This is a genomic window from Leucobacter chinensis (genome assembly GCF_019049105.1).
Taxonomy (GTDB): Bacteria; Actinomycetota; Actinomycetes; order Actinomycetales; family Microbacteriaceae; genus Leucobacter_A; species Leucobacter_A chinensis.
The window spans coordinates 125,336-146,140 of sequence record NZ_JAHQZR010000015.1 but is presented as its reverse complement, the minus strand read 5'-3'; the positions used below and the strand labels follow the sequence as shown (position 1 = coordinate 146,140).

Sequence of the window (20,805 nt, the reverse complement as noted above, 5' to 3'; positions counted from 1 at the left end):
CTTCGTAGATTGTGTTGCCGGCTGGTGAACCACACGACCACCCGGTCGAAGAGAGAATTATTGACCATTCGCTGCTGCCTCTCTAAACATCTTTTCTGCACCCATGCGCTCTATAACCGCACGATATTCGTCAACAACATTCTTCGGAGCACGCACGTTTGACTGACGCCAGCCAAAGGTCACGACAGAGGGCTCAAATTGTTTCTCATCATCAAAACGATGCGTGAAGTCGTTTGGTCGGTCAAGCATGATACGCCATTGAACTCGTTCAATATCTTTTTCAAAGCCTGCCCTGGCATAGAGCGATAGGTAACGCATTGTCATGTAGTCCATGCGTAAGAAACGGATCACATTAGCGTCTTTTTTGCCAAGTTCTGCAATGAGTTCTTCGCTAGGGATCGCTTCGAAGCCGCTCTCTCCCTTTTGAATAAAGGTATCTTTGACCCGGGCTTTCTGCTCATCATTCAACGCGTTATAACGCTTACGAAAAGCTTGAGAGAGATTCCAGCTGTTCTTCTGAATACGCGAGGGAACAACATTTCCGTGCACATTTTTGGTCTCGAGATCGGTGATTGACACCCAGTCAGATTTGACGAGCTTCTCGTCTTCGAACCACTGCGCCCTCATCTCGAGCGAAAAGTTCGCTTTCATGATGTTCGGTGCGAACACCCGCCAGTTTTGAGCAAAGTACGGTGCCGCCACAGACTGCAGCTCTTTCTTCATTGGTGTGCCCTGAGGCAAAACCATAAGCACCGTACCCACCATGATCAAAAGGCTAAGCGCCATCGCGACCACCGTCGAAAAGCGAGCAGATAGGGATGGTCTTTCCGTACCCTCTGCATTGATTGTTGTGCTGATATCTTTTGTCATCGTTTCTCTCATGCTGTTTCGTCTCATCGTACGCATGTCTAGCGACTACCGCTTCACTTCCATACCCAGACAAAGGGGTGACTTCGTTAACCCACGCGTCGCACGCATCGGCTATTGTGTGACCCATGACGACTCTGCCCATGAGCACCTCTGAAGACGACACTCCTGTAAAGAAGCGGGTCGTGTTCGCCTGGTCTTTGTGGGACTGGGGCTCGGCAGCATTCAACGCTGTAGTCACGACCTTTGTATTTGCCACCTATCTTGTGAGCGGAGCTTTCGGCGACGAGTCAGTCGTTTCGCCGAAGCTGGGCTTTGCGCTCACCATCGCGGGCATCGTGATTGCGCTCGTGGCGCCCATCGCCGGGCGCATCTCTGACTCAGGCGGTCATCGCAGGCGCTGGCTCGGCGTCAACAGCGCTATCGTGGCCGTCTGTATCGCACTGCTCGTATTCGTGGCGCCCGAAGAGCGATACCTCACCTTCGCGCTCATCGTGCTCGCGGTCGGCAACGTCGCGTTCGAGTTCGCGAGTGTCAGTTACAACTCGATGCTCACGCAGGTGTCGACGAATGCCAACGTTGGTAAGGTATCTGGCTTCGGCTGGGGCATGGGCTATATCGGCGGCATCGTGCTGCTCGGCATTCTGCTCGTCGGCTTCATCTTTCCAGACGAGGGCTGGTTCGGCGTTACCGCCGACAACGCATGGAACATTCGCATCGCAATGCTCTTTTCGGCAGTATGGTTCGGCGTCTTTGCCCTTCCCGTGCTCTTCGCCGTGCCCGAGATCGACGCGACACCAAACCGTGAGCGTGCCACCGTCGTCTCTGCCTATCGCGACCTCTTTCGCACGATTTCGAACCTGTGGAAGACCGCTCGGCAAACCCTCTTCTACCTCTTTGCGAGCGCCGTCTTTCGTGACGGCCTCGCCGGCGTCTTCGCGTTCGGCGGCGTCATCGCGGCGGCTTCGTTCGGCTTCTCTGCTGACACCGTCATCATCTTTGCCATCGCCGCAAACGTCGTCGCCGGTCTCGCCACGATCTTATGTGGCGCACTCGAGGATCGCCTCGGCGCAAAGAACATCATGGTCGGCTCCCTCGTCTCGATGGTGCTGTTCGGGCTGCTCGTCTTCATGCTCGCAGACTTCGGCACATGGGTGTTCTGGGTGTTTGGCCTGCTACTGTGCGTGTTCGTTGGGCCCGTGCAGTCTTCGAGCCGCACCTACCTCGCCAAGCTCATTCCCAAGGGCCGCGAGGGCGAAATCTTCGGGCTCTACGCGACGACCGGCAGGGCCGTCTCGTTCCTCTCACCGGCGGCCTTCTCAGTCGCGGTGGTCATCGGCGGCAGCACGATCTACGGCATTCTCGGCATCGTGTTTGTCGTGCTCGTCGGCCTGCTGCTCCTGCTGCCCGTGCAGGCAACGGCGATCGAAGCACGCGACGAATAGCATCGCCTACAGCCTGCCCAGTACCGTCAGCAGCGCGCTCAGTACCGTCTGAGGCGCGCATTCACCCCACCGGGCTGACCTAGGAGTCGAAGCCTGCCTCGATGAGGGTGCTCGCACGCTCGGTCTGTTGCTGAATATCAAGCATGTCTTCTTCGACCCTCAAGCCGAGGTCGCGATCGACGTGCAGGGCCATCGAGTGGGCCGCGTTGCGCACGTCGCGCTGTTCAATCGCCTGAAGCACCGCGGCATGGTCGCGATGCTGCGTTGCGTCATCGAGACCGTGAAACACGCGCCCCTCTGAAATCGCTTTCTTGAGCACGCTCATGACGCCAAGGTAGAGGTCTTGGAGCAGCTTCGATCCGCTCGCCTCAACGATCAAGTGGTGAAAGGAGCTCAGTGAGCCGAGTGAGCCGGTCTCGGCGCCGGGAACGAGCAGTCGTTCGTATGCCTCGCGGATCTGCTCAAGCTGCTCATCGGTGCGGTGGATCGCCGCGTGCTGCGCCGCCTCGATCTCGAGCGACCTGCGGTACACGAGCACTTCTTCGATGTCGTGGTCCATGAGGAACTGTGAAAGAACCGACGAAACCGGTGTGCGGGCACGAACGAACGTGCCCACACCCGGAATCGTCTCAAGCATGCCAAGGTTTGCGAGTGAGCGAACAGCCTCTCGCACGGTCGATTTACCGACGCCGATGAGCTCCATCAGCTCGGGTTCTTTGGGAATACGCTCGCCCACGGCCCAATCGCCCTGAGAAATACGCGCCCGAAGAAACGCAAGTGTGTCTTGCGACTTCTGCGAACCTCTCGTGATCGCGCTCATGAACGTTCCCTTTCTCGAACCAACCTCCTTGTACTATATCTTCAATATGCCTAGCGTAAGCTCTCAACCCAGGAAGCGAGAGTGTCGAGACCATGAATAGTCGTGGTGAGGCCGAGCGCCTGCACATCGCTTCCCTCAACGCGCAGCACGCGGTCTTGCGAGATCGCGTCGAGACCGTTCACAGCGTCGTTACCGAGTAGCTCTGAGAAGAGGCGATCGCCCGAGCCGTTCATGTCGATGAGCACGATGCCATCGGGGTTTGCCTCGACGACCTGCTCTGCCTGAATGGGCCCGGTCGTCTCGATGCCAAGTTCGGCGCTCACGTTCGTTGCGCCGGCAAGGCCCAAGAGGTGCGATGGGAAGGCGTTAGCCGCGGTAATGAAGGGGCGGCCAGCCTGGTTGCTGAGCAGCAGCACGCGCGGTGCGTCGCCGTCAGCCTTAGCCCGCTCGGTGAGCCCCTCGCGTAGGGTACTGCTCAGCTCTGCCGCTTTGTCGCTGGCGCCGACCTCTGCTCCGATGAGCTCGACGTTTTCAATGAGATCTTCTGGCGTCGACCAGGTGTTCGGGGTGAGCAAGGTCTCGATGCCCGCGTGCTGAAGCACGGTGCCAATCGTGTCTTCGGCGCCGTGGCGCGGCGTCATAATCACGAGGTCGGGTGAGAGGTCGATCACGGTCTCGGCGTCGAGCTCTTTTTCAACGGCGTAGGTGCTCTCGACGTTTGCGAGCTGTTCGATGTGGCCGCCGAGCACCGGGTTGCGAACCGCCTCGGGCATCATCACGATGTGGTCTTCAAGGCCGAGCTCGGCGAGCACCTCGGTCGCCTCATAGCTGAGGGCCGCAATGCGCTCGGGGGTCACCTTCTCGGCGGTCTCGGTCGTCGCCTCCGGCTGCTCCTTGGGAGCCTCGGTTGAGGTCGAGCACGCTGCGAGCGTGAGCATGAGCGCGCTGGCCGCAGCGGCGGCCACGAGCTTGGCAGCCCGGTTCATCGTTGTCATGGGTGTTCCTTTAGTGTTTATGGTTTAGAGGCCGTTCACCGACTCGGTCGGCGAAAGAATGTGCCGCCCACCGGGGGCGGTAAGAATTTCGGTGTGCACCCCGTACGCCTGGTGCACGAGGTCGGCTGCGAGCACGTCGCGCGGCTCGCCGATGTGCGTGCCGCCCGTGCGGTCGAGCAACAGCACCCGCGTGCAGCTGTTGAGCGCGAGGCTCAGGTCGTGCACCGCGGCGATAACGATCTTGCCGTCGTTGCCGAGCCTGCGCATCGTCTGCTCGACGGCCCGCTGGTGCAAGAGATCAAGCGCGGCGGTCGGCTCGTCGAGCACGACAACCGGAGTGTCTTGCGCAAGGACGCGGGCGAGCTGCACGAGCTGCTGTTGCCCGCCAGAGAGCGTTCCGAACCGGCGCTGTGCGAGGTGCCCGATGCCTGACTCTTCAAGTGCCCGGTAACTCGCCCCGGTGAGGTCTGAGCGACCGCCGGCGAGCGAACCGACGCTCACAAGCTCGTGCACGAGCAACTCATCGGGCGCTCCCGTGTCTTGGGCGAGCAGCGAGATGACCCTCGCTCGCTCCTTCGCACGCATGCGCTGCAGCGAGGCATCGTCGTAGAGCGCCTCACCGTAGTGGGCAACGCCCGCGCCAGCGATGGCCTGCAACAGCGATGACTTGCCGACGCCGTTCGGGCCTACGACCCCGAGCACGGTTCCCGGCTCGAGTCGAATGCTGAGCGCCGCAGCGAGCGCTTTGCCGCCGCGCATTGCCCCGAACGATTGCAGGGTGAGGGCCGGGTTCATGCGCGCTTCCTTCTGAGCAAGAGAAAGAGGAAGATCGGTGCGCCCACAAGCGCAGCGACCACCCCCGTCTGAATCACGACGGGGCCGAAGGCCGAGCGGGCAATCGTGTCGGCAACGACCATGAAGAGCGCCCCGCCAAGTGCCGAGAGCGGCAGGAGCCTCGCGTGCTGGGCGCCGGCAACGAGGCGAATCGCGTGGGGAACCACGAGCCCCACAAACGAAATGATTCCGGCTACCGCGACGGCGGCTCCGGTGATGAGCGATGCGACGAGCAGCAGCACGATCCGCTCACGAGCGACGTTCACCCCGCTCGTCGCGGCGATCTGTTCGCCGAGTGAGAGGGCGTCAAGCTTGCGTCGCCGCATAAAGAGGATCACGAGCCCGATACTGATCGGCACCGCCGCGATCGTGACGTGCTGCCAGGTGCGCAAATCGAGGTCGCCAGCGAGCCAGAACATGGCACTGCGCACCAGGGCGTCATCGGGCGCGTTGGCCACCAGCACGTTGATGAGCGCGCCCGCGAGCGCGTTGATCGAAACGCCCACGAGAATAATCGTGGCGGGGCCGAGATCTTTGCGCGTTTGCAGCACGAATAAGAGCAAGAAGGCGACAACGGCGGCGCCAGCGAAGGCCGCGACCGGAATGCCCCATGCGGCGTTGCTCACGCCGCCCAGGGTGATGCTCGCGACCGCGCCGACTGCGGCCCCCGCCGAGACACCGGTCACGCCGGGTTCTGCGAGCGGGTTGCGCAAGATTGCCTGCATGACCGCGCCGACGGTCGCGAGGGTCGCGCCGACAAGCATCGCCACAAGAATGCGAGGCAGGCGGATCGACCAAATCACCGCTTCGGTGCGAGTTTCAACGGTGTCTCTCGCAAACAGTGCCTGCAGCGATTCCTGCCAGCCAAGCCCCACGACGCCGACCGAGAGCGAGATCACCGCAGCAACGGCGATGAGAAGCAGCCCCAACACCACAACGCCGAGCCCTTTGAGGGAGGCGACGCCCGCGTTCGCCGGCTTGGCGGCACGAGTTTCGGTAGCGGGCACGCATTGCTCCTTATGCATAACTGGGGCTAGAGTGGTCACGTCAGACGTATGATTTCCACATCTGATGTTATACATCAGACGTACAGCTTTCCTGAGATACAGTCTCAGCATGAGCAACACCGTGATTCCATACGATGCACTTCTCCTCTGTTCTTTCGGTGGCCCGAACACCCCCGACGACGTCATTCCGTTTCTGAAAAACGTCACTGTCGGCAAGGGAATCCCCGAAGAGCGTCTCGCCGAGGTCGGCGAGCACTACTACCACTTCGGCGGTCGTAGCCCCATTAACGAGCAGAACCTCGCACTGCGCCAGGCGCTCGAAGACGAGCTTCACTCACGCGGCATCACGCTCCCGGTTATCTGGGGCAACCGCAACTGGCACCCCTACACGGTCGACGCGCTGCGCGACGCGAGCGCCTTCGGAACGAAGCGCGTGCTGACCCTCGTCACGAGCGCCTATGCCTCGTACTCGGGAAGCCGCCAGTACCGCGAGCACCTCGCAGCAGCGGTTGCCGAACTCGGTGAATCAGCACCCGAGATTGACATTCTTCGCCCCTTCTTCAACACTCCCGGGTTTGTGCAGAGCAACTTCGACGCGATCGTCGCTGCGGGAGAGACGCTCACCGGCGGCATCAAGGGCGCTCACATCGTGTACGTCACCCACTCGATTCCAGACACCATGCAAGACGCCTCGGCCGTGACCGGCCCCGGCTACCGCGAGCAGCACGAAGACGTTCGCCAGTCGATCGACGCGATGCTCGAAGAGCGCTACGGCGAGGCACTGCCCTCGTCACTCTCATACTGCTCACGCTCGGGCGATCCACGCACTCCATGGCTCGAGCCCGATGTCAACGACCACATCGAAGCACTCGCTGCCCAGGGCGTTACCAAGATCGTTATTGCCCCCATCGGCTTCATCTCTGACCATATGGAGGTCGCGTTTGACCTCGACATAGAGGCGACCGAGACGGCGGGCGAGATGAAGATCGAGTCGGCACGCGCCGCAACCGTCGGCACCGCTGCCCCCTTCGTCAAGAGCATCGTCGACATGATCGTCGAGCGCTCAGCACGCGAGCGTGGAGAGAGCGTTGAGGCAGTGACCGTCGGCGCACTCGGCGCTTTTCCCGACGTGGCACCGGCCGACAGCTGCCGCATGCGTCACGGCGAGGTCACGAACATTCCCGTGCTCGCAGGCCCCGAAGACTAACCAGTCGTTTTCACCCCCACCTCATCGAACTGAAAGGCCTTCACATGAATGCGCGCCCGGTGGTAGATCACACTCACGTTGCTGAAGAGATCAACGCCCAGACTAACTACGCCATGTACTCTGTGTTTCGCGAGAACCTTGATGCTCCGGCTCCCCGCGACTCAGTTTCGAAGCTCCTGAAATCGCTGAAGAAGGTGTCGGGCCTCACCATTCGCGGCTGGTACGACATCACCGGTTTCAGAGCCGACGCCGACCTGCTCGTGTGGATGCACGCGACCGATACCGAGACCCTGCAGCTCGCCTACAGCATGATTCGTGACTGGTCATGCGGCAGGCTCGTGCCCGTATGGTCAAACATCGGTGTGCACCGCCCCGCCGAGTTCAACCGCTCGCACGTTCCCGCGTTCCTCGCGGGCGACGAGCCGAAGGACTTCGTGTGTGTGTACCCCTTCGTGCGTTCACGCGAGTGGTACCTTATCGACAAAGCCGACCGCAGCCGCATGCTGCGCGAGCACGGCATGGCCGCGCGCGACTACGGCGATGTTCTCGCGAACACGCTCGCCTCGTTCGCCCTCGGCGACTACGAGTGGCTACTCACCTTCGAGTCAGACGAGCTCACCCGCATCGTCGACCTCATGCGTGAGCTGCGCGCCGTCGAGGCACGCCTGCACGTCATCGAAGAGACCCCGTTCTTCACGGGCCCACGCCGCAGCGCTGAAGAGCTGCTCTCGCGCGTGACCGTCAGGGGTCGCTAGCCGACACGAGCCGCGGCCTCACGCCGCGACTATTCTTGGGCCGCGTACGCTTCGAGTGTGCGCGGCCCAAATGCGTCTGGCAGCACTTCTTCGATCGTCTTCACACCAGAGACGGTGTTGAGCAGCATGCCGGGCGTGCTCGCCTCAAAGAGTAGCTGACGGCACCGCCCGCACGGCATGAGGGTGTTGCCACGGCCGTCAACGCAGTCGAAAGCGACGAGTCTGCCGCCGCCCGTGAGCTGCAGCTGCCCGACGAGGGTGCACTCGGCGCACAGCCCCACACCGTAACTCGCATTCTCGACGTTGCAGCCCGCAATGATGCGGCCGTCATCGACGAGGGCCGCGGCCCCCACCGGAAACTCCGAGTAGGGCGCGTAGGCCCGCTGCATCGCTTCGACCGCCGCGTCACGCAGCGCCTGCCAATCAATCTCTCTCGCGGTGCTCATTACGACTTCACGTAGGGCTTGTTGATCGCCGCTGGGGCGATCGAACGGCCAACGAAACCGCCAACCGCGATGAGCGTCACGATGTACGGGATCATGTTGATGAAGTCGGTCGGAATCGCTGCGCCGGCCTGAGCCGCCCACACCCCAAACTGCTTCGAGAACCCGAACAGGAACGCCGCAGCCGTTGCCGCAAGTGGGTTCCAGCGCCCAAGAATCACGCAGGCGAGAGCAATGTAGCCCTGCCCCGCGCTCATCTCGCGAATGAATCCGCCCACCGAGCCGATCGAGAGCGCCACGCCGCCGAGGCCCGCAATGAGCCCCGAGAGCGTCACAACCCAGAAACGGGTGCGGTTGACGTTGATGCCCACGGTGTCGGCAGCGAGCGGGTGCTCGCCAACCGCGCGCAGCCTGAGGCCCGTGCGCGTCTTGTAGAGCAGCACCGTCACGAAGATGACGAGCGCAAACATGAGGTAGGTCGTGATTCGCTGGTTGAAGAGCACCGGCCCAATCACCGGAATCTCAGAGAGCAACGGGATGCGGATCGCAGGCAGGGTGCCAGGATAGTTGTAGGCCTGCTCATCGCGAGTCATCATCGAAGAGTGAACAAAGCTCGTAATGCCGGCGACGAGCACGTTCACCACGACACCGACGATGATCTGGTCGACGTGGTACTTCACCGAGAAGACCGCGAGCAGCGCACCGATGAGCGAACCAGAAATCATGCCGGCAAACATCGCGATGATGAGGTTGCCCGTGATCGTGCCGACGAAAGCGGCGGTGAAGGCACCCATGAGCAGCTGGCCCTCGATCGCGATGTTCGTCACGCCCGCACGCTCGCCCATGGCGCCTGCGAGAGCTCCAAGCACCACCGGAACCGAGAAGGCGATCGCACCGGTGAGCAGGTACACAATCGGCACTCGGCCGCCCGCGCCGACCCAGCCGAGCAGCCCGACGAGAAAGAGCAGCGCAAAGCCGACGACGATCCACGCTGAAATTTTGCGCCTCGTGAGAGCAAGCCAGAGGGTCAGGGCGGTGATAACGAGCATCAGGCTACCGATGACGAACCCGAGGGTGCGAGCATTCACGGTAATGTCAGACAGCAGGCTCGGAGTACCCTTCGACGCCCAGGAAAATACCACGTCTGTCGAGGGGCCGTTCAACCCAAAGGCAAAGAAACCCACCAGGGCGAACACGATGAACGAGATGGGCGCACGCCAGTCGACGGGGCGCACAATGGCCTCGTGGGCAGTTGACTCATGAGCGGTCGCGGTCATTATTCGCCGCCTTTCTTCGTGCGTGAGAATTTCTGGGCGATGGGCCCGTTCTCAACGCTCTTGGGAAGCCTGAAGATCGCGCGCACGAGCGGCGGAGCCGCAATGAAGAGCACGATGACGCCCTGTACGACAACGAGCACCTCGGGGCTCACACCCGCGATCTGCATCGCTGGGCCGCCGGCCTTCATTGCGCCGAAGAGCAGGCCAGCGAAGAAGATGCCGATCGCGTTACCGCCGCCCAGCAGCGCCACGGTGATCGCGTCAAAACCAATGCCCGAGTCAGCCGAGGCCGTGAGACCGACGCTTCCTCCGAGCACCTGGTTGACGCCGGCAAAGCCGACGAACATCGCGCTGAGCGCCATCGTGATGATGTAGAGCGTCGAAACCTTCATGCCAGACGTTGCCGCTGCGCTCGGGTTCTCACCGACAGCGCGAAGCCTGAAGCCGAGCGACGAGCGCTCCATGAGCCACCAGTACAGCACGACGCCCAGCACCGCGACGATGAAGCCCAGGTGCAGGCGGTACGAATCGCCGAGCAGCGCTGGGTATTGAGCCGTTTCGAGTGGCGGCGGGGTCTTGGGGTTCGTGCCCGCATCGGGCGAGTGCAAGAAGCCCGCACGCATCGCGTACGAGACCGCGTAGAGGGCGATGTAGTTCATCATGATCGTCACGATGACCTCGTGAGCGCCCGTCGCAGCCTTCAGTAGGCCGACGATGCCGCCCCAGACCATCGCCGCGAGAACACCGACCGCCATGGCCACGAGCATGTGCAGCACGACTGGCATGGGTACCGCAAACGAGACCCATGAGGCGCCCGCGATAGCCACGAGCATCTGACCAAGGCCACCGATGTTAAAGAGGCCAACCTTGAACGAGAGTGCAATGCCGAGGCCGGCAAGAATGAGCGGTGCGGCGAACCTCAGGGTCTCGGTGAATGGACGAATCGCGACATCAAAGGTGTTTGCGCTCGAGTTGAAGATCGACCCGGTAAAGAGCGAGCTGTAGCCGGTGTACACCGCGTTCCAAGCCGCCCCGAGCGCGTCGCCCGGGCGCTGGAAGAAGTACCCCACCGAAGCGAGAAACTCTTCGTTCGTGATGACGATGAGCACGGCACCCACCACGAAGCCGATAACGATCGCGAGCACGGTGCGCGTGAAACTCGCCCCGAAGATCTCGCGCAGTGCGAGCTGCAGGGTACCGGGCTGTGCTTGCTCGGCCGGCGCTTTGGTTGTCTCGGTCATGCTGACGCTCCCGCCATCATTTCTCCCAGCGTGGTTCGAGGGGTGTCTGCGGGAACGATGCCCACGATCTTGCCCTGGTACATGACCGCGATGCGGTCGGCCAGGTTTAGCACTTCGTCGAGTTCGGTCGACACGATGAGCACCGGCAGGCCCGCGTCACGCAGGCCGATGATGCGCTCGTGAATGAACTCGATTGAGCCGACGTCGACGCCTCTCGTGGGCTGCGACGCGATGAACAGCTGCGTATCGCTCAGGAGTTCGCGCGCGATGATGACCTTCTGCTGGTTACCGCCAGAGAGACTGCTCACCTTGGCGTTCGGGCCCTGCGTGCGAATATCGAACTCAGCGATGGCCTCGTTGGCGAAGCGCTCTCGGTAGCCGAGCTGCAGTGAGCCCGCTTTCACGAACGGCTCGCCCCAGCTGCGGTTGAGCATCAAGTTTTCGGCGACCGTGAAGTTGCCAATGACGCCGTCACTCGAGCGATCTTCGGGCACGTACCCAATGCCCATATCGATGAGCTCTTTCACCGTCTTGCCGAGCATCTCGGTGCCGTCGAGCGTCACCGAGCCTTTCGCGCCGTGGCGCAACCCAATGAGCGTCTCGGTAAGCTCGGTTTGCCCGTTGCCCTGAACGCCCGCAACCGCGAGCACCTCGCCCGCACGAATGTCAAACGACACGTTATCGAGCAGGGCGACGCCCTGTTGGCTCACGAGCGTGAGGTTTGAAACCTGCAGCTTCACCTCGCCGGGGTTTGCCTGCTGCTTTGCGGTCGTCAGTTCGACCGAGCGGCCGACCATGAGCTCAGCAAGCCTCGACGTTGAGTCTTGATTCGAGCCCTCACCCACGACCTTGCCGAGGCGCATCACCGTAATCTTGTCGGCAACGGCCTTGACCTCGCGAAGCTTGTGGGTAATAAAGATGATTGAGGTGCCGGCCTGGGCAAGCTGCCTCATAATGTTCATGAGTTCGTCGGTCTCTTGCGGGGTGAGCACCGCCGTGGGCTCATCGAGCACGAGCACCTGAACGTCGCGCGCAAGCGCCTTGACGATTTCGACGCGCTGCTGCGCACCCACCGGCAGGTCTTCGACCTTGGCGTCGGGGTCGAGGTTGAAGCCGAAGCGGGCCGAAATCTCACGCACCATTGAACGCGCCGCGTCAAGGTCGAGCAGCCCACCACCGCGGGTTGGCTCGTGACCGAGCATCACGTTCTCGGCGACCGTGAAGACCGGAATGAGCATGAAGTGCTGATGCACCATGCCGATGCCCGCGGCCATCGCGTCTCCGGGGCCGTCGAACGCAACCGGCTCTCCATCGAGCAGAATTTCTCCCTCGTCGGGGTCAAGAAGCCCGAACAGCACGTTCATCAGCGTTGATTTGCCCGCACCGTTCTCGCCGAGCAGCGAGTGAATCTCGCCCGGTTCGACGGTGAGATCGATCTTGTCGTTCGCGGTGAACGACCCGAAGCGCTTTGTAACGCCTCTGAACTCAAGTTTCATGGAGAGTGTGCCCCGATCCGCTTCCCTCGTGCGGCGCACCCGAAAGAGGCGGGCGCGTCGCGAATAGCCTTCATCGTAGCGAAGAGGCAGCGGCCGCGAGAAACCCTCGACCGCTGCCCTCAACGCGGTGTTAGCGGGTTTCTACCTCGCCAGCAATAATCTTCTTCTTGAGCTCGTCGAGCTTCTCAATGATCGAAGCGTCGATCTTGTCTTCAAACTCGTAGAAGGGGCTGAGGCGCGTGCCGTCGTTTTCGAGGGTGCCTACGTAACCATCGCTCGAGAAGCTGCCGTCTTTCGCGCTCTCGATGACGTCGTAGATCGAAACGTTGATCTGCTTCTCAACCGAGGTAAGAATCTGGTCAGCGTACTGCGGGCTGTTCTTGGCAATGTCGAGGTCAACACCGATCATGACGATGTCTTTGCCCGACTCCTTGATCGCTTCGCTCGTCGCACCAAAGAGGCCGCCAGCAACCGGCATGATCACGTCAGCGCCAGCTTCAATCTGGCCCTCTGAGATGCTCTTTGCGGCGGTGCCGTTCTCAAAGTCACCAACGAAGTCGCCGTCCTGCTTGTCAGCGTCCCAGCCGAGCACGGTCACCTTGGTGCCGGTCTCTTCTTCGTAGTACTTCGCGCCGTTGGTGAAGCCAACCATGAAGTCAGTCACAGCGGGAATGTTCATGCCACCGTAGGTGCCGATGACCTTCGACTCACTGTAGGCAGCCGAGAGGTAGCCTGCAAGAAACGCCGACTGGGTGGTCTCCCAGGTCATGCCCTTGAGGTTGTCGAGGCCTTCGGCCTCTGAGTCAATGATCACGAAGTTCGAGTCGGGGTTCTCGGTCGCTGCAGCGTTAATCTGCTCAACGATCTTGAAGCCGACCGCAAAGGTGATGTCGCAGCCCTTGGCGACCATGGCCTCGAGGTTCGGAGTGTAGTCTTCTTCAGACTTCGACTCTGCGTCCTTGATCTCGATGTCAAGGCCGTCCTTGGCTTCGGTCATGCCGAGCATCGAAACCTGGTTGAACGACTTATCGTTCCAGCTTCCCTCATCAGAAACGGCGCAGGCGAGGAAGTCTGAGTTATCTGACCCCTCCTTCGAGCCGTTGTCGCCTGCTTCGGGTGCATTACCGCAGCCGACGAGAACGAGAGCAGCGGCTCCCGTAGCAGCAATCGTGGCAAGCATTCGCTTGCGTGAGGTTGCAATCACTGTGTTTCCTCCAAATTTCTGCCCACCGTAAACGGGTATAAGAAGACGGGTAAAGCAACTATGGGCATCACAGCGAGAATACTCCCCCGAGCGACACGCCCACAACGCGAGAGGCCCTGGGCCCGAAAATCGTTATGATTTCGCCGATTTATGAGGCCCCACCGGCACCCGTGATGACATCATCATCGACCCAGGCGAGTGAGCGTTCAACCGCCCTGTTCCAGATGCGCATTCTGCGGTCGCGGTCGTCACCCGACATCGCCGGCGTAAACCGCTTCTCTTCGCGCCAGTTCTCGGCGATTTCATCGAGCGTGCCCCACACGCCAACGCTGAAACCGGCGGCATAGGCGGCTCCGAGCGCCGTCGTCTCGAGTACCTCGGGGCGCACAACGTCAAAGCCGAGCAGGTCTGCCTGAAACTGCATGAGAAATTCGCTCACCGAAGCCCCGCCGTCGACTCGAATCTCGGTGAGCTCGTGCCCCAGATCGGCCGCGGCTGCTTCGATGACCTCGACCGACTGAAACGCGATCGCCTCACTCGCAGCCCGCACGAGGTGCGCCTTCGTGACAAAACGGGTGAGCCCCACGATGACGCCCCTCGCGTCAGGCTGCCACCTCGGCGCGAAAAGCCCCGAGAAAGCCGGCACGATGACGGCCCCGCCGGTGTCAGGAACGCTCGTGACGAGCCCCTCGATCTCTTCAGAGTCGCGAAACAGGCCCAGATTGTCACGCAGCCAGTGCTGCAGCGAGCCCGCCACTGCCACTGAACCTTCGAGGGCGTACCGCGGCTTCTCGCCAGCAATTTGGTAGGCAACCGTCGTGAGCAGACCGTTGTCTGAGTGCACCACCTCTTCGCCCGTGTTCACGATCAAGAAGCAGCCGGTTCCGTATGTGTTCTTTGCTGCACCCTCGGCGAAGCCCGCCTGCCCGAAGGTCGCTGCCTGCTGGTCACCAAGAATGCCCGCAATGGGAAGCCCCTCGAGCTCGTCGACCGCGACGACCCTTCCAAAGTCGCCCACTGAGGGACGAATCTCGGGCAGCATCGACTCGGGAACGCCGAAGAGGTCGAGCGCTTTCTCACTCCACGCCAAATCACGAATGTCGCACAACTGGGTGCGACTCGCGTTCGTCGCGTCGGTCGCGTGCACGGGTTCGGCCCCCTCGCCCCGCGTAAGGTTCCACACCAACCACGTATCGATCGTGCCGAAGAGCAAATGCCCGCGCTCGGCTTTCTCACGTGCGCCGGGAGCATTGTCGAGGATCCACCTCACCTTCGACGCAGAAAAGTACGTCGCGAGGGGCAAGCCCGTCACGCTGCGCAAGAAGTCGGCCCCGTGGGCCTCGGTCAGCTCGTCGATGAGGCCTTGCGTGCGGGTGTCTTGCCACACGATCGCCTCGTACACGGGCTGGCCCGTACGTTTGTCCCACACCACCGTCGTTTCACGCTGGTTGGTGATGCCGAGCGCTGCAATCTCGTGGGCTTTCAAGTGCGAGACGGCGAGTGCCTCGCGCATGAGGTCGCGGGTCGTGCGCCAGATCTCTGTGGCGCTGTGGCCCACCCAGCCCGGGTGCTGAAAAATCTGGCGATGCTCACGCTGCGCAGCGCCTTGAATGCGCCCCTCGTGGTCAAAGATGATGACCCTCGTCGAGGTTGTGCCCTGGTCAATCGCCATGACGTGGCGTGCGCTGCCCTGCTCTGTCATGTGTTCAAGGGTAGCGGGTGCGGGTGACATTGAGTGAGGAGAGGGGCAGGCGGTGCAGCAGCTGGAGTTCATGAGCCGCCCGCCCCTCTCTATACTTCCTACACGCCTAAAAGGTCAGGCAGGAAGTTCGAGATCGCTGGCACAAATGAGAGCAACATCAGTACAGCGAGTCCCGCGATGAGGAAGGGCCCAATACCCCGAACCGCCTCCATCACCGGTATTTTTGCGATGCCCGAGGCGATGAACAGGTTGATACCCACGGGCGGCGTGATGAGCCCGAGTGCCATGTTCACGGTCATCGTAATGCCAATCGTCGTGATATCAATGCCCGCTTCAAGCATGACCGGCACGAGAATCGGAATGAGCAGATAGAACGCCGGGGTGTTATCGAGAAACATGCCGACAATGAGCAGAATCACGGTCACGAGCAGAATGATCACGAACTTGTTGTCGGTGAACGAGATCATGGCCTGAGCAATGCGAACCGCGATGAGTTCTGAGGTCACCACATACGCAAACAGCGATGCGAGACCAATAATGATCATGATGGTTGCCGACTGTACCGCCGCACGAATAAAGGCGAGAGCGAGTTTGCGCAGCTCCTTACCGCGTGACGAGATAACCGCGAGAATCAGGGTGTACACGACCGCAACGATTGCCGACTCGGTTGCCGTGAAGATGCCCCCGTAGATGCCGCCAAAGATGATCACGGGAATCAGGAGTCCCGGAATCGCTTTCACGAGCGCACTCATACGCTCCGCGTTCGTCGCTTTAACCGGCCCACCGGGCAAGGTATCTTGCGCGGCCGAGGCGTCACCGGCCTTCGCAGGCGCCCACTCACTCACAGCATTCGACGGTGTTCCACCCGCGTGAGCCATGACCGGCGCAACGTTTGCCATTTCCATAAGCTGGGCACCCTTCGGCCCAACTTTCTGCGCGAGCACATCGCGTGATTTTGGCAGGTAAAGGCACACCAGGTAAAACGCGATTGCCATAAGAATGCCTGGAACGATGCCAGCCATAAAGAGGCGTCCAATCGAGATGCGCATGTAGTCGCTCGCGACAACCGCAAAAATGATGAGTGGAATGCTCGGCGGAAGCACAATGCCGATCGCTCCCGCGCTCGCGAGCAGTGACGTCGCGTGTTTCGGCTGGTAGCCATTTTTAATAAGAGCAGGAATGAGGATCGAGCCAAGCGCCGCAACCGTCGCAGGCGCAGAGCCAGACATTGCCGCAAAGAAACACACCGCGATGATCGCGACAAGAGCGATGCCGTTCTTGCGGTGCCCCACGAAAGCATCTGCGAGATTGATGAGGTTTTGCGAAATGCCAGCGTATTCCATAAGCACGCCAGCCAGAACGAAGAACGGAATGGCAAGGAGTGTCTCTGCCGACATGGTCGAGTAGAGAATGCCGGGCACGGTACCCAAGAAGTAGAGACCGCTGTCGGCGGTCACGGCGATAATCGCCGACAGCCCGAGCGCGAACGCGACCGGCATGCCGATGAGGAGAAAGACGGCAAACGTGCCGAACAAGATGAGCTCGATCATGCGAACTGGCCTCGCTCTCTGATCTCAGAGTCGGGAAGAATACGGCTTGTTGGCTTCATTTCCAGCCAGAACACCTGGCAGCTCCTCACGATGCACAGTAGCGAGCCAAAAGGAATTGCTGCACTGAAGATCCACTTCGGAACCCCCATCGCGGGTGTCGTCTGGCCAGCGCGCAGCTCGGCAAGAGTCGATTGCAGCCCATAGTGCAAAAGCACTGTAAAGAGCAGCACCGTGCCCACCGTAATCAAAGTCACAATCGCTCGCTGAAGCGGCTTCGGGGCCTTCTCTTTAATGAGTTCGAAACCGAGGTGGCTCCCATGCTTCACGCCGATAGCAGCTGCAACCATTGTCATGAGCACGCCGAGATTGATGACGAGTTCGATGCTGAAGGCCAACGAGACGTGAAGAAAATACCGCGCGACCACGTTGGCGAACCCGAAGCACATCATGGCGACGAAAGAACCAATCACGATGGTTCCTTCAAGCAGGGTGAGAAAACGATTCAGCATCGGGCAACTTACGGTTGAACCTTGGTAAAGAGATCTTCGCCCCAGACAGACTCATACTGGTTATAGATCGGAGCGATCGCTTCTTGAAAAGCGCTGATTTGCTCGGGGGTGAGCTCAATAATCTCAACTTCTTCAGCAAGCTCAGCAAGCTGTTCTGCCTCCCGGTCACGGTTCGCCTGCTTTTGCGCCTCGTTAGCTGCTTCAGAGGCTTTGCGCACGATCTCTTGGTCGTCAGCCGAGAGCGAGTCAAAGAGCTCTTTATTCATGCCGAGCATGATGGGGTCGTACACGTAGTTCCACATCGTGAGGTAATCCTGTACCTCGGCGAGACCCGAGCTATGAATAATGTCGATCGGGTTCTCTTGCCCCTCAATCGTTCCCTGGCCGAGAGCCGTGAACACCTCTGCAAACGGCATGCTCGTCGCGTTTGCTCCAAGCGCTTGCAAAGTATCAACGAAGAGCGCGATGGTAGGCACACGCACCTTCAGATTCTTCAGATCTTCAGGAGTCTTTACGGCGGTCTTGTTCGTCGTCAGTTGACGAAACCCAGCCTCTCCAAAGCCTAAGAACTCAACGCCGTGCTCTGCGGCAAGCGCCGAGTAGGCTTCTGCGCCGGTACCCGATGTCACCTTGTCGGCTTCTTCTTCGTTTGCAAAGAGGAAGGGAGCGTTGATTGCTCCGAACTCGGGAATGACCATGGCGTAGTCAATCGTAGAGTTGTACGAAAGATCTTTATGTCCGTCAATGAGCTGTTGAATACCTGCTGGCGTATCGCCACCGGAAAGCTGTTCGTTCGGGAAAATAGTGACTTTCATGCGGCCGCCCGATTCCTGCTCAAGAGCTTCTGCGAAGGTCTCGGCACCGAGATACCAGCTCGACTGGTCGCCAACGTTAATGGTCATCTTCCAGTTGTAGCTCTGGCCTTCGGCGTCTCCGTCACCAGCGCTCGGCGAGGTTCCTGAGCAGGCTGACAGCACGAGGGCTGCGGCAACGGTCAATGAGGCAACGCTCAATCGTTTCATGTGACTTCCTTGTCGTTAATGATTTGGATCGTGTGGATCTTGCGATAACCGGCTGCGTTCGCCGGTCGGCTCGGGGCACTTTGACGGAGAACGCCCTCCCCGATAATCTGGCCTGACCAGTTCTCATATTTGGTCAACCAGAATAGTAACATAGCAGAATTCCCAACACAGCAAGGAATCAACGATGAATCCAGCCATTGACCAACAGCGAGCAAGCGCTTTGCGCGCGACTGCGACCAACCACCTTTGGCTGCAAAACAGCAGCCAAGCCGGTATCGCGAAAACTTTTCCACTCATCGTTCGCGGCGAGAACCACCTCGTATACGACGCAGCAGGAACCGAGTATTTCGACGGCATCAGCGGTCTTTTTGTGGTGAACGCTGGCCATGGCCGAGCCTCGATCGCAGCAAAGGCAGCCGAGCAGATGCAGAAGCTCGCTTACTTCCCTCTCTGGTCGGCACTACACGAGCCGGGTGTTGAGCTCGCGGCTCTCCTTGCCGAGCACGCTCCCGAGGGGCTCGACCATGTTTTCTACACCAACTCGGGGAGCGAGGCGATCGAAACCGCGCTGAAACTCGCAAAGCAATTCTGGAAGATGCAGGGGTATCAAGAGAAGACAAAGTTTGTCAGCCGTGACGTTGCCTACCACGGCACAACCCATGGCGCCGCATCAATCACCCGGGTACCCCGCCTTCTGCAGAACTTCACCCCGCTCGTGCCAGGCAGTGTCGCAGCCCCCAACACCAATCTTTACCGCGCTGAAGAACGAGGCATGCCCACTGACCCACGAGCCTTCGGCGCACGCTGCGCAGCAGAAATTGAGGCGGCGATTGTGCGCGAGGGGCCAGAAACCGTCGCAGCAATCGTCATCGAGCCCATTCAGAACGCCGGCGGCTGTCTCGTACCCCCACCCGGCTACCTGGAACAGGTTCGCGAGATCGCTGATCGGCACAACGTACTCATCATCGCCGATGAGGTCATCAGCGGCTTCTGCCGCATTGATGGGTTCTTTGCAAGCAACCATTACGGCCTTCGTCCCGACATCATCACGGCAGCAAAAGGCCTGGCAAGCGGATACGCTCCGATCGGAGCCGTTATCGTCTCAGACCACATCTACGAACCTTTTGCCTCGGGAAAGGCGAACTTTGCCCACGGCCACACCTTCGCTGGCCACCCGGTCTCGACCACGGTTGCCCTCGAAAATCTGCGCATCATGCTCGATGAAGATCTCGTTTCACGCGCCCAAAACGACGGCCTCCGTTTCGGCGCCGCACTCCAGGGACTTCGAGACATCGCCACCGTTGGCGATGTACGCGGCGACGGGCTCTTCTGGGGTATCGAACTCGTGACCGACCAGGCCACGAAACAGCGCTTCAACGCCGAACAACTCGCTGAGCACTCCGGGCGCACCCTGCCTGAACTGCTCATGAAGCATGGAATGTACTGTCGTATCGATACTCGCGGCGACTTCGTACTGCACGTTGCTCCTCCGGCAAGCACCCCCACCGATGCACTCGACGGCGCTGCAACAACGCTACGCACCGTGCTCACCGAGTTCACCGATCAGGTGCTCGCCCCGTAGGACGCAGCACCGATTCCGGTTCGCCAATCGGTGTTTGCGCCTCTCGGCGAGCGGAAGGCAGGGCGTCGCAACCGCGCACCCTGCCTTTCGCGGTTCCAGGGCCGCAATGTTCAAAAGGCTTACAGCAGTGTGGTTGCGCTCAGTTTGCGTACCTGCTGGTCAAGCCACGCAAAGTGCACATCAACAACCTGCGAAGCTCGAGCCTCGTCTTGAGCAACAATAGCGTCGCAAATATCTCGGTGCACACGCCGCATCGTTACGACGTCGTCGTCAAGTGCGTCATACTCAATCGTTTTCACCATCACCACGTGCATCACCTTCGCGAAGAAGATCAGCACATTCGACTGGCTACTCGCAATTAAGGCGTCGTGAAATTCAAGGTCGGCCGCTTTGAGCGCTTGCGGGTCATCGACCGCATCCATTTGTTCAAGCGCAACGAGCATGCGCGCAATGTTCATGTGATCTTTGGCCCGGCAAGCCTCAACGGCCGCTTGCCGCTCAAGCGCGTGCCGAAAGGAAATGAGCGACTCGATGCTCATTTCTGACGACATCAGGCCAAGAAAGACGACATCACTCACGGTCTCGGCTTTAATGCCCGTGTAAAACGTGCCAGATCGGTCGCGTCGCTCGAGCACCCCAAGCGACTCGAGCTTGCCCATGCGCTCACGAAGTGTGGCGCGGCTCACCCCAAACTCTTCAGAGAGCAGCCGCTCACTCGGAATCTTCTCACCGAGCTGCATGTTCTTCAGCTTCGCGAGCAGCCCGCCCATGACCGGGTCAGAAAAGATGTCCTGCGGGGTTGGCTCAACCTCGGTCATTGTGTAGCCTCCCGTGGGTCTCGGTTGCGAT

19 protein-coding genes are annotated in these 20,805 nt (G+C 60.4%); 4 read left to right on the top strand and 15 right to left on the bottom strand.

All coding sequences use genetic code 11. The annotated features are described in order from the left end of the window. Nucleotides 1-57: 57 nt before the first annotated feature. Nucleotides 58-870, bottom strand: coding sequence for a DUF5819 family protein (locus KTJ78_RS12695; RefSeq protein ID WP_217136375.1), 813 nt, complete (start codon nt 868-870; stop codon nt 58-60). A 125-nt stretch (nt 871-995) separates the two neighbouring features. Here KTJ78_RS12695 and KTJ78_RS12690 point away from each other — a divergent pair, with 125 nt between their 5' ends. Next, on the top strand, nt 996-2,312 hold the full coding sequence (locus KTJ78_RS12690) for an MFS transporter (RefSeq protein WP_217136374.1): 1,317 nt from the start codon (nt 996-998) through the stop codon (nt 2,310-2,312). Nucleotides 2,313-2,391: 79 nt separating this feature from the next. Here KTJ78_RS12690 and KTJ78_RS12685 read toward each other — a convergent pair whose 3' ends face one another. The 4 genes from KTJ78_RS12685 to KTJ78_RS12670 are packed head-to-tail and all read right to left on the bottom strand — an operon-like array spanning nt 2,392 to nt 5,968. Continuing rightward, nucleotides 2,392-3,132 carry a FadR/GntR family transcriptional regulator gene (locus tag KTJ78_RS12685; RefSeq protein ID WP_217136373.1) on the bottom strand — a complete coding sequence of 247 codons (741 nt, stop codon included), beginning with the start codon at nt 3,130-3,132 and terminating at the stop codon, nt 2,392-2,394. A gap of 50 nt (nt 3,133-3,182) precedes the next feature. Next, nucleotides 3,183-4,127 (bottom strand): ABC transporter substrate-binding protein, encoded by a 945-nt coding sequence (locus KTJ78_RS12680; protein WP_217136372.1) that lies wholly within the window; start codon nt 4,125-4,127, stop codon nt 3,183-3,185. A gap of 24 nt (nt 4,128-4,151) precedes the next feature. Next, entirely contained in the window at nt 4,152-4,922 is a 771-nt protein-coding gene (locus KTJ78_RS12675; protein WP_217136371.1) for an ABC transporter ATP-binding protein, read from the bottom strand. After that, the gene (locus KTJ78_RS12670) at nt 4,919-5,968 is read right to left on the bottom strand and encodes a FecCD family ABC transporter permease (protein WP_217136370.1); all 1,050 of its coding nucleotides are present in this window, start codon (nt 5,966-5,968) and stop codon (nt 4,919-4,921) included. Before KTJ78_RS12670 ends, KTJ78_RS12675 begins: the two co-directional genes overlap by 4 nt. A 109-nt stretch (nt 5,969-6,077) precedes the next feature. On the opposite strand from KTJ78_RS12670, the gene KTJ78_RS12665 reads away from it, so the two are divergent. Next, a complete protein-coding gene (locus tag KTJ78_RS12665) occupies nt 6,078-7,175 on the top strand; it encodes a ferrochelatase (RefSeq protein WP_217136369.1) in 1,098 nt (365 codons plus the stop codon). A gap of 44 nt (nt 7,176-7,219) precedes the next feature. Further along, entirely contained in the window at nt 7,220-7,930 is a 711-nt protein-coding gene (gene hemQ, locus KTJ78_RS12660) for a hydrogen peroxide-dependent heme synthase (protein ID WP_217136368.1), read from the top strand. Nucleotides 7,931-7,959: 29 nt separating this feature from the next. Here hemQ and KTJ78_RS12655 read toward each other — a convergent pair whose 3' ends face one another. The 9 genes from KTJ78_RS12655 to KTJ78_RS12615 form a co-directional block, all read right to left on the bottom strand. Next, the gene (locus KTJ78_RS12655; protein ID WP_217136366.1) at nt 7,960-8,376 is read right to left on the bottom strand and encodes a cytidine deaminase; all 417 of its coding nucleotides are present in this window, start codon (nt 8,374-8,376) and stop codon (nt 7,960-7,962) included. Further along, entirely contained in the window at nt 8,376-9,650 is a 1,275-nt protein-coding gene (locus KTJ78_RS12650) for an ABC transporter permease (RefSeq protein ID WP_217136365.1), read from the bottom strand. The genes KTJ78_RS12655 and KTJ78_RS12650 overlap by 1 nt, the downstream gene beginning before the upstream one ends. Continuing rightward, complete coding sequence (locus tag KTJ78_RS12645; protein ID WP_217136362.1) at nt 9,650-10,891, bottom strand: ABC transporter permease; 1,242 nt, start codon at nt 10,889-10,891, stop codon at nt 9,650-9,652. The genes KTJ78_RS12650 and KTJ78_RS12645 overlap by 1 nt, the downstream gene beginning before the upstream one ends. Beyond that, nucleotides 10,888-12,387: an ABC transporter ATP-binding protein gene (locus tag KTJ78_RS12640; protein WP_217136361.1), complete on the bottom strand. Its 1,500-nt coding sequence runs from the start codon at nt 12,385-12,387 to the stop codon at nt 10,888-10,890. The genes KTJ78_RS12645 and KTJ78_RS12640 overlap by 4 nt, the downstream gene beginning before the upstream one ends. 130 nt (nt 12,388-12,517) lie before the next feature. Next, nucleotides 12,518-13,591: a BMP family lipoprotein gene (locus tag KTJ78_RS12635; RefSeq protein ID WP_217136359.1), complete on the bottom strand. Its 1,074-nt coding sequence runs from the start codon at nt 13,589-13,591 to the stop codon at nt 12,518-12,520. Nucleotides 13,592-13,739: 148 nt separating this feature from the next. Further along, nucleotides 13,740-15,293, bottom strand: coding sequence for a glycerol kinase GlpK (glpK, locus tag KTJ78_RS12630; RefSeq protein ID WP_217136358.1), 1,554 nt, complete (start codon nt 15,291-15,293; stop codon nt 13,740-13,742). Between the two features lie 98 nt (nt 15,294-15,391). Continuing rightward, nucleotides 15,392-16,843 (bottom strand): TRAP transporter large permease, encoded by a 1,452-nt coding sequence (locus KTJ78_RS12625; protein WP_217136355.1) that lies wholly within the window; start codon nt 16,841-16,843, stop codon nt 15,392-15,394. Next, entirely contained in the window at nt 16,840-17,352 is a 513-nt protein-coding gene (locus tag KTJ78_RS12620; RefSeq protein ID WP_217136353.1) for a TRAP transporter small permease, read from the bottom strand. The genes KTJ78_RS12625 and KTJ78_RS12620 overlap by 4 nt, the downstream gene beginning before the upstream one ends. Nucleotides 17,353-17,360: 8 nt before the next feature. After that, nucleotides 17,361-18,374 (bottom strand): DctP family TRAP transporter solute-binding subunit, encoded by a 1,014-nt coding sequence (locus KTJ78_RS12615; RefSeq protein ID WP_217136351.1) that lies wholly within the window; start codon nt 18,372-18,374, stop codon nt 17,361-17,363. A gap of 184 nt (nt 18,375-18,558) precedes the next feature. On the opposite strand from KTJ78_RS12615, the gene KTJ78_RS12610 reads away from it, so the two are divergent. Next, a complete protein-coding gene (locus tag KTJ78_RS12610) occupies nt 18,559-19,956 on the top strand; it encodes an aspartate aminotransferase family protein (RefSeq protein WP_217136349.1) in 1,398 nt (465 codons plus the stop codon). Between the two features lie 119 nt (nt 19,957-20,075). On the opposite strand, the gene KTJ78_RS12605 is transcribed toward KTJ78_RS12610, so the two are convergent. Further along, a complete protein-coding gene (locus KTJ78_RS12605; protein ID WP_217136347.1) occupies nt 20,076-20,774 on the bottom strand; it encodes a FadR/GntR family transcriptional regulator in 699 nt (232 codons plus the stop codon). Nucleotides 20,775-20,805 lie beyond the last annotated feature (31 nt).

Excerpts from the sequence above, each read along its gene's own strand:
- KTJ78_RS12695 (WP_217136375.1), bottom strand. The coding sequence starts at position 870 with ATGACAAAAGATATCAGCACAACAATCAATGCAGAGGGTACGGAAAGA.
- KTJ78_RS12690 (WP_217136374.1), top strand. The coding sequence starts at position 996 with ATGACGACTCTGCCCATGAGCACCTCTGAAGACGACACTCCTGTAAAG.
- KTJ78_RS12685 (WP_217136373.1), bottom strand. The coding sequence starts at position 3,132 with ATGAGCGCGATCACGAGAGGTTCGCAGAAGTCGCAAGACACACTTGCG.
- KTJ78_RS12680 (WP_217136372.1), bottom strand. The coding sequence starts at position 4,127 with ATGACAACGATGAACCGGGCTGCCAAGCTCGTGGCCGCCGCTGCGGCC.
- KTJ78_RS12675 (WP_217136371.1), bottom strand. The coding sequence starts at position 4,922 with ATGAACCCGGCCCTCACCCTGCAATCGTTCGGGGCAATGCGCGGCGGC.
- KTJ78_RS12665 (WP_217136369.1), top strand. The coding sequence starts at position 6,078 with ATGAGCAACACCGTGATTCCATACGATGCACTTCTCCTCTGTTCTTTC.
- hemQ (WP_217136368.1), top strand. The coding sequence starts at position 7,220 with ATGAATGCGCGCCCGGTGGTAGATCACACTCACGTTGCTGAAGAGATC.
- KTJ78_RS12655 (WP_217136366.1), bottom strand. The coding sequence starts at position 8,376 with ATGAGCACCGCGAGAGAGATTGATTGGCAGGCGCTGCGTGACGCGGCG.
- KTJ78_RS12650 (WP_217136365.1), bottom strand. The coding sequence starts at position 9,650 with ATGACCGCGACCGCTCATGAGTCAACTGCCCACGAGGCCATTGTGCGC.
- KTJ78_RS12645 (WP_217136362.1), bottom strand. The coding sequence starts at position 10,891 with ATGACCGAGACAACCAAAGCGCCGGCCGAGCAAGCACAGCCCGGTACC.
- KTJ78_RS12640 (WP_217136361.1), bottom strand. The coding sequence starts at position 12,387 with ATGAAACTTGAGTTCAGAGGCGTTACAAAGCGCTTCGGGTCGTTCACC.
- glpK (WP_217136358.1), bottom strand. The coding sequence starts at position 15,293 with ATGACAGAGCAGGGCAGCGCACGCCACGTCATGGCGATTGACCAGGGC.
- KTJ78_RS12625 (WP_217136355.1), bottom strand. The coding sequence starts at position 16,843 with ATGATCGAGCTCATCTTGTTCGGCACGTTTGCCGTCTTTCTCCTCATC.
- KTJ78_RS12620 (WP_217136353.1), bottom strand. The coding sequence starts at position 17,352 with ATGCTGAATCGTTTTCTCACCCTGCTTGAAGGAACCATCGTGATTGGT.
- KTJ78_RS12615 (WP_217136351.1), bottom strand. The coding sequence starts at position 18,374 with ATGAAACGATTGAGCGTTGCCTCATTGACCGTTGCCGCAGCCCTCGTG.
- KTJ78_RS12610 (WP_217136349.1), top strand. The coding sequence starts at position 18,559 with ATGAATCCAGCCATTGACCAACAGCGAGCAAGCGCTTTGCGCGCGACT.
- KTJ78_RS12605 (WP_217136347.1), bottom strand. The coding sequence starts at position 20,774 with ATGACCGAGGTTGAGCCAACCCCGCAGGACATCTTTTCTGACCCGGTC.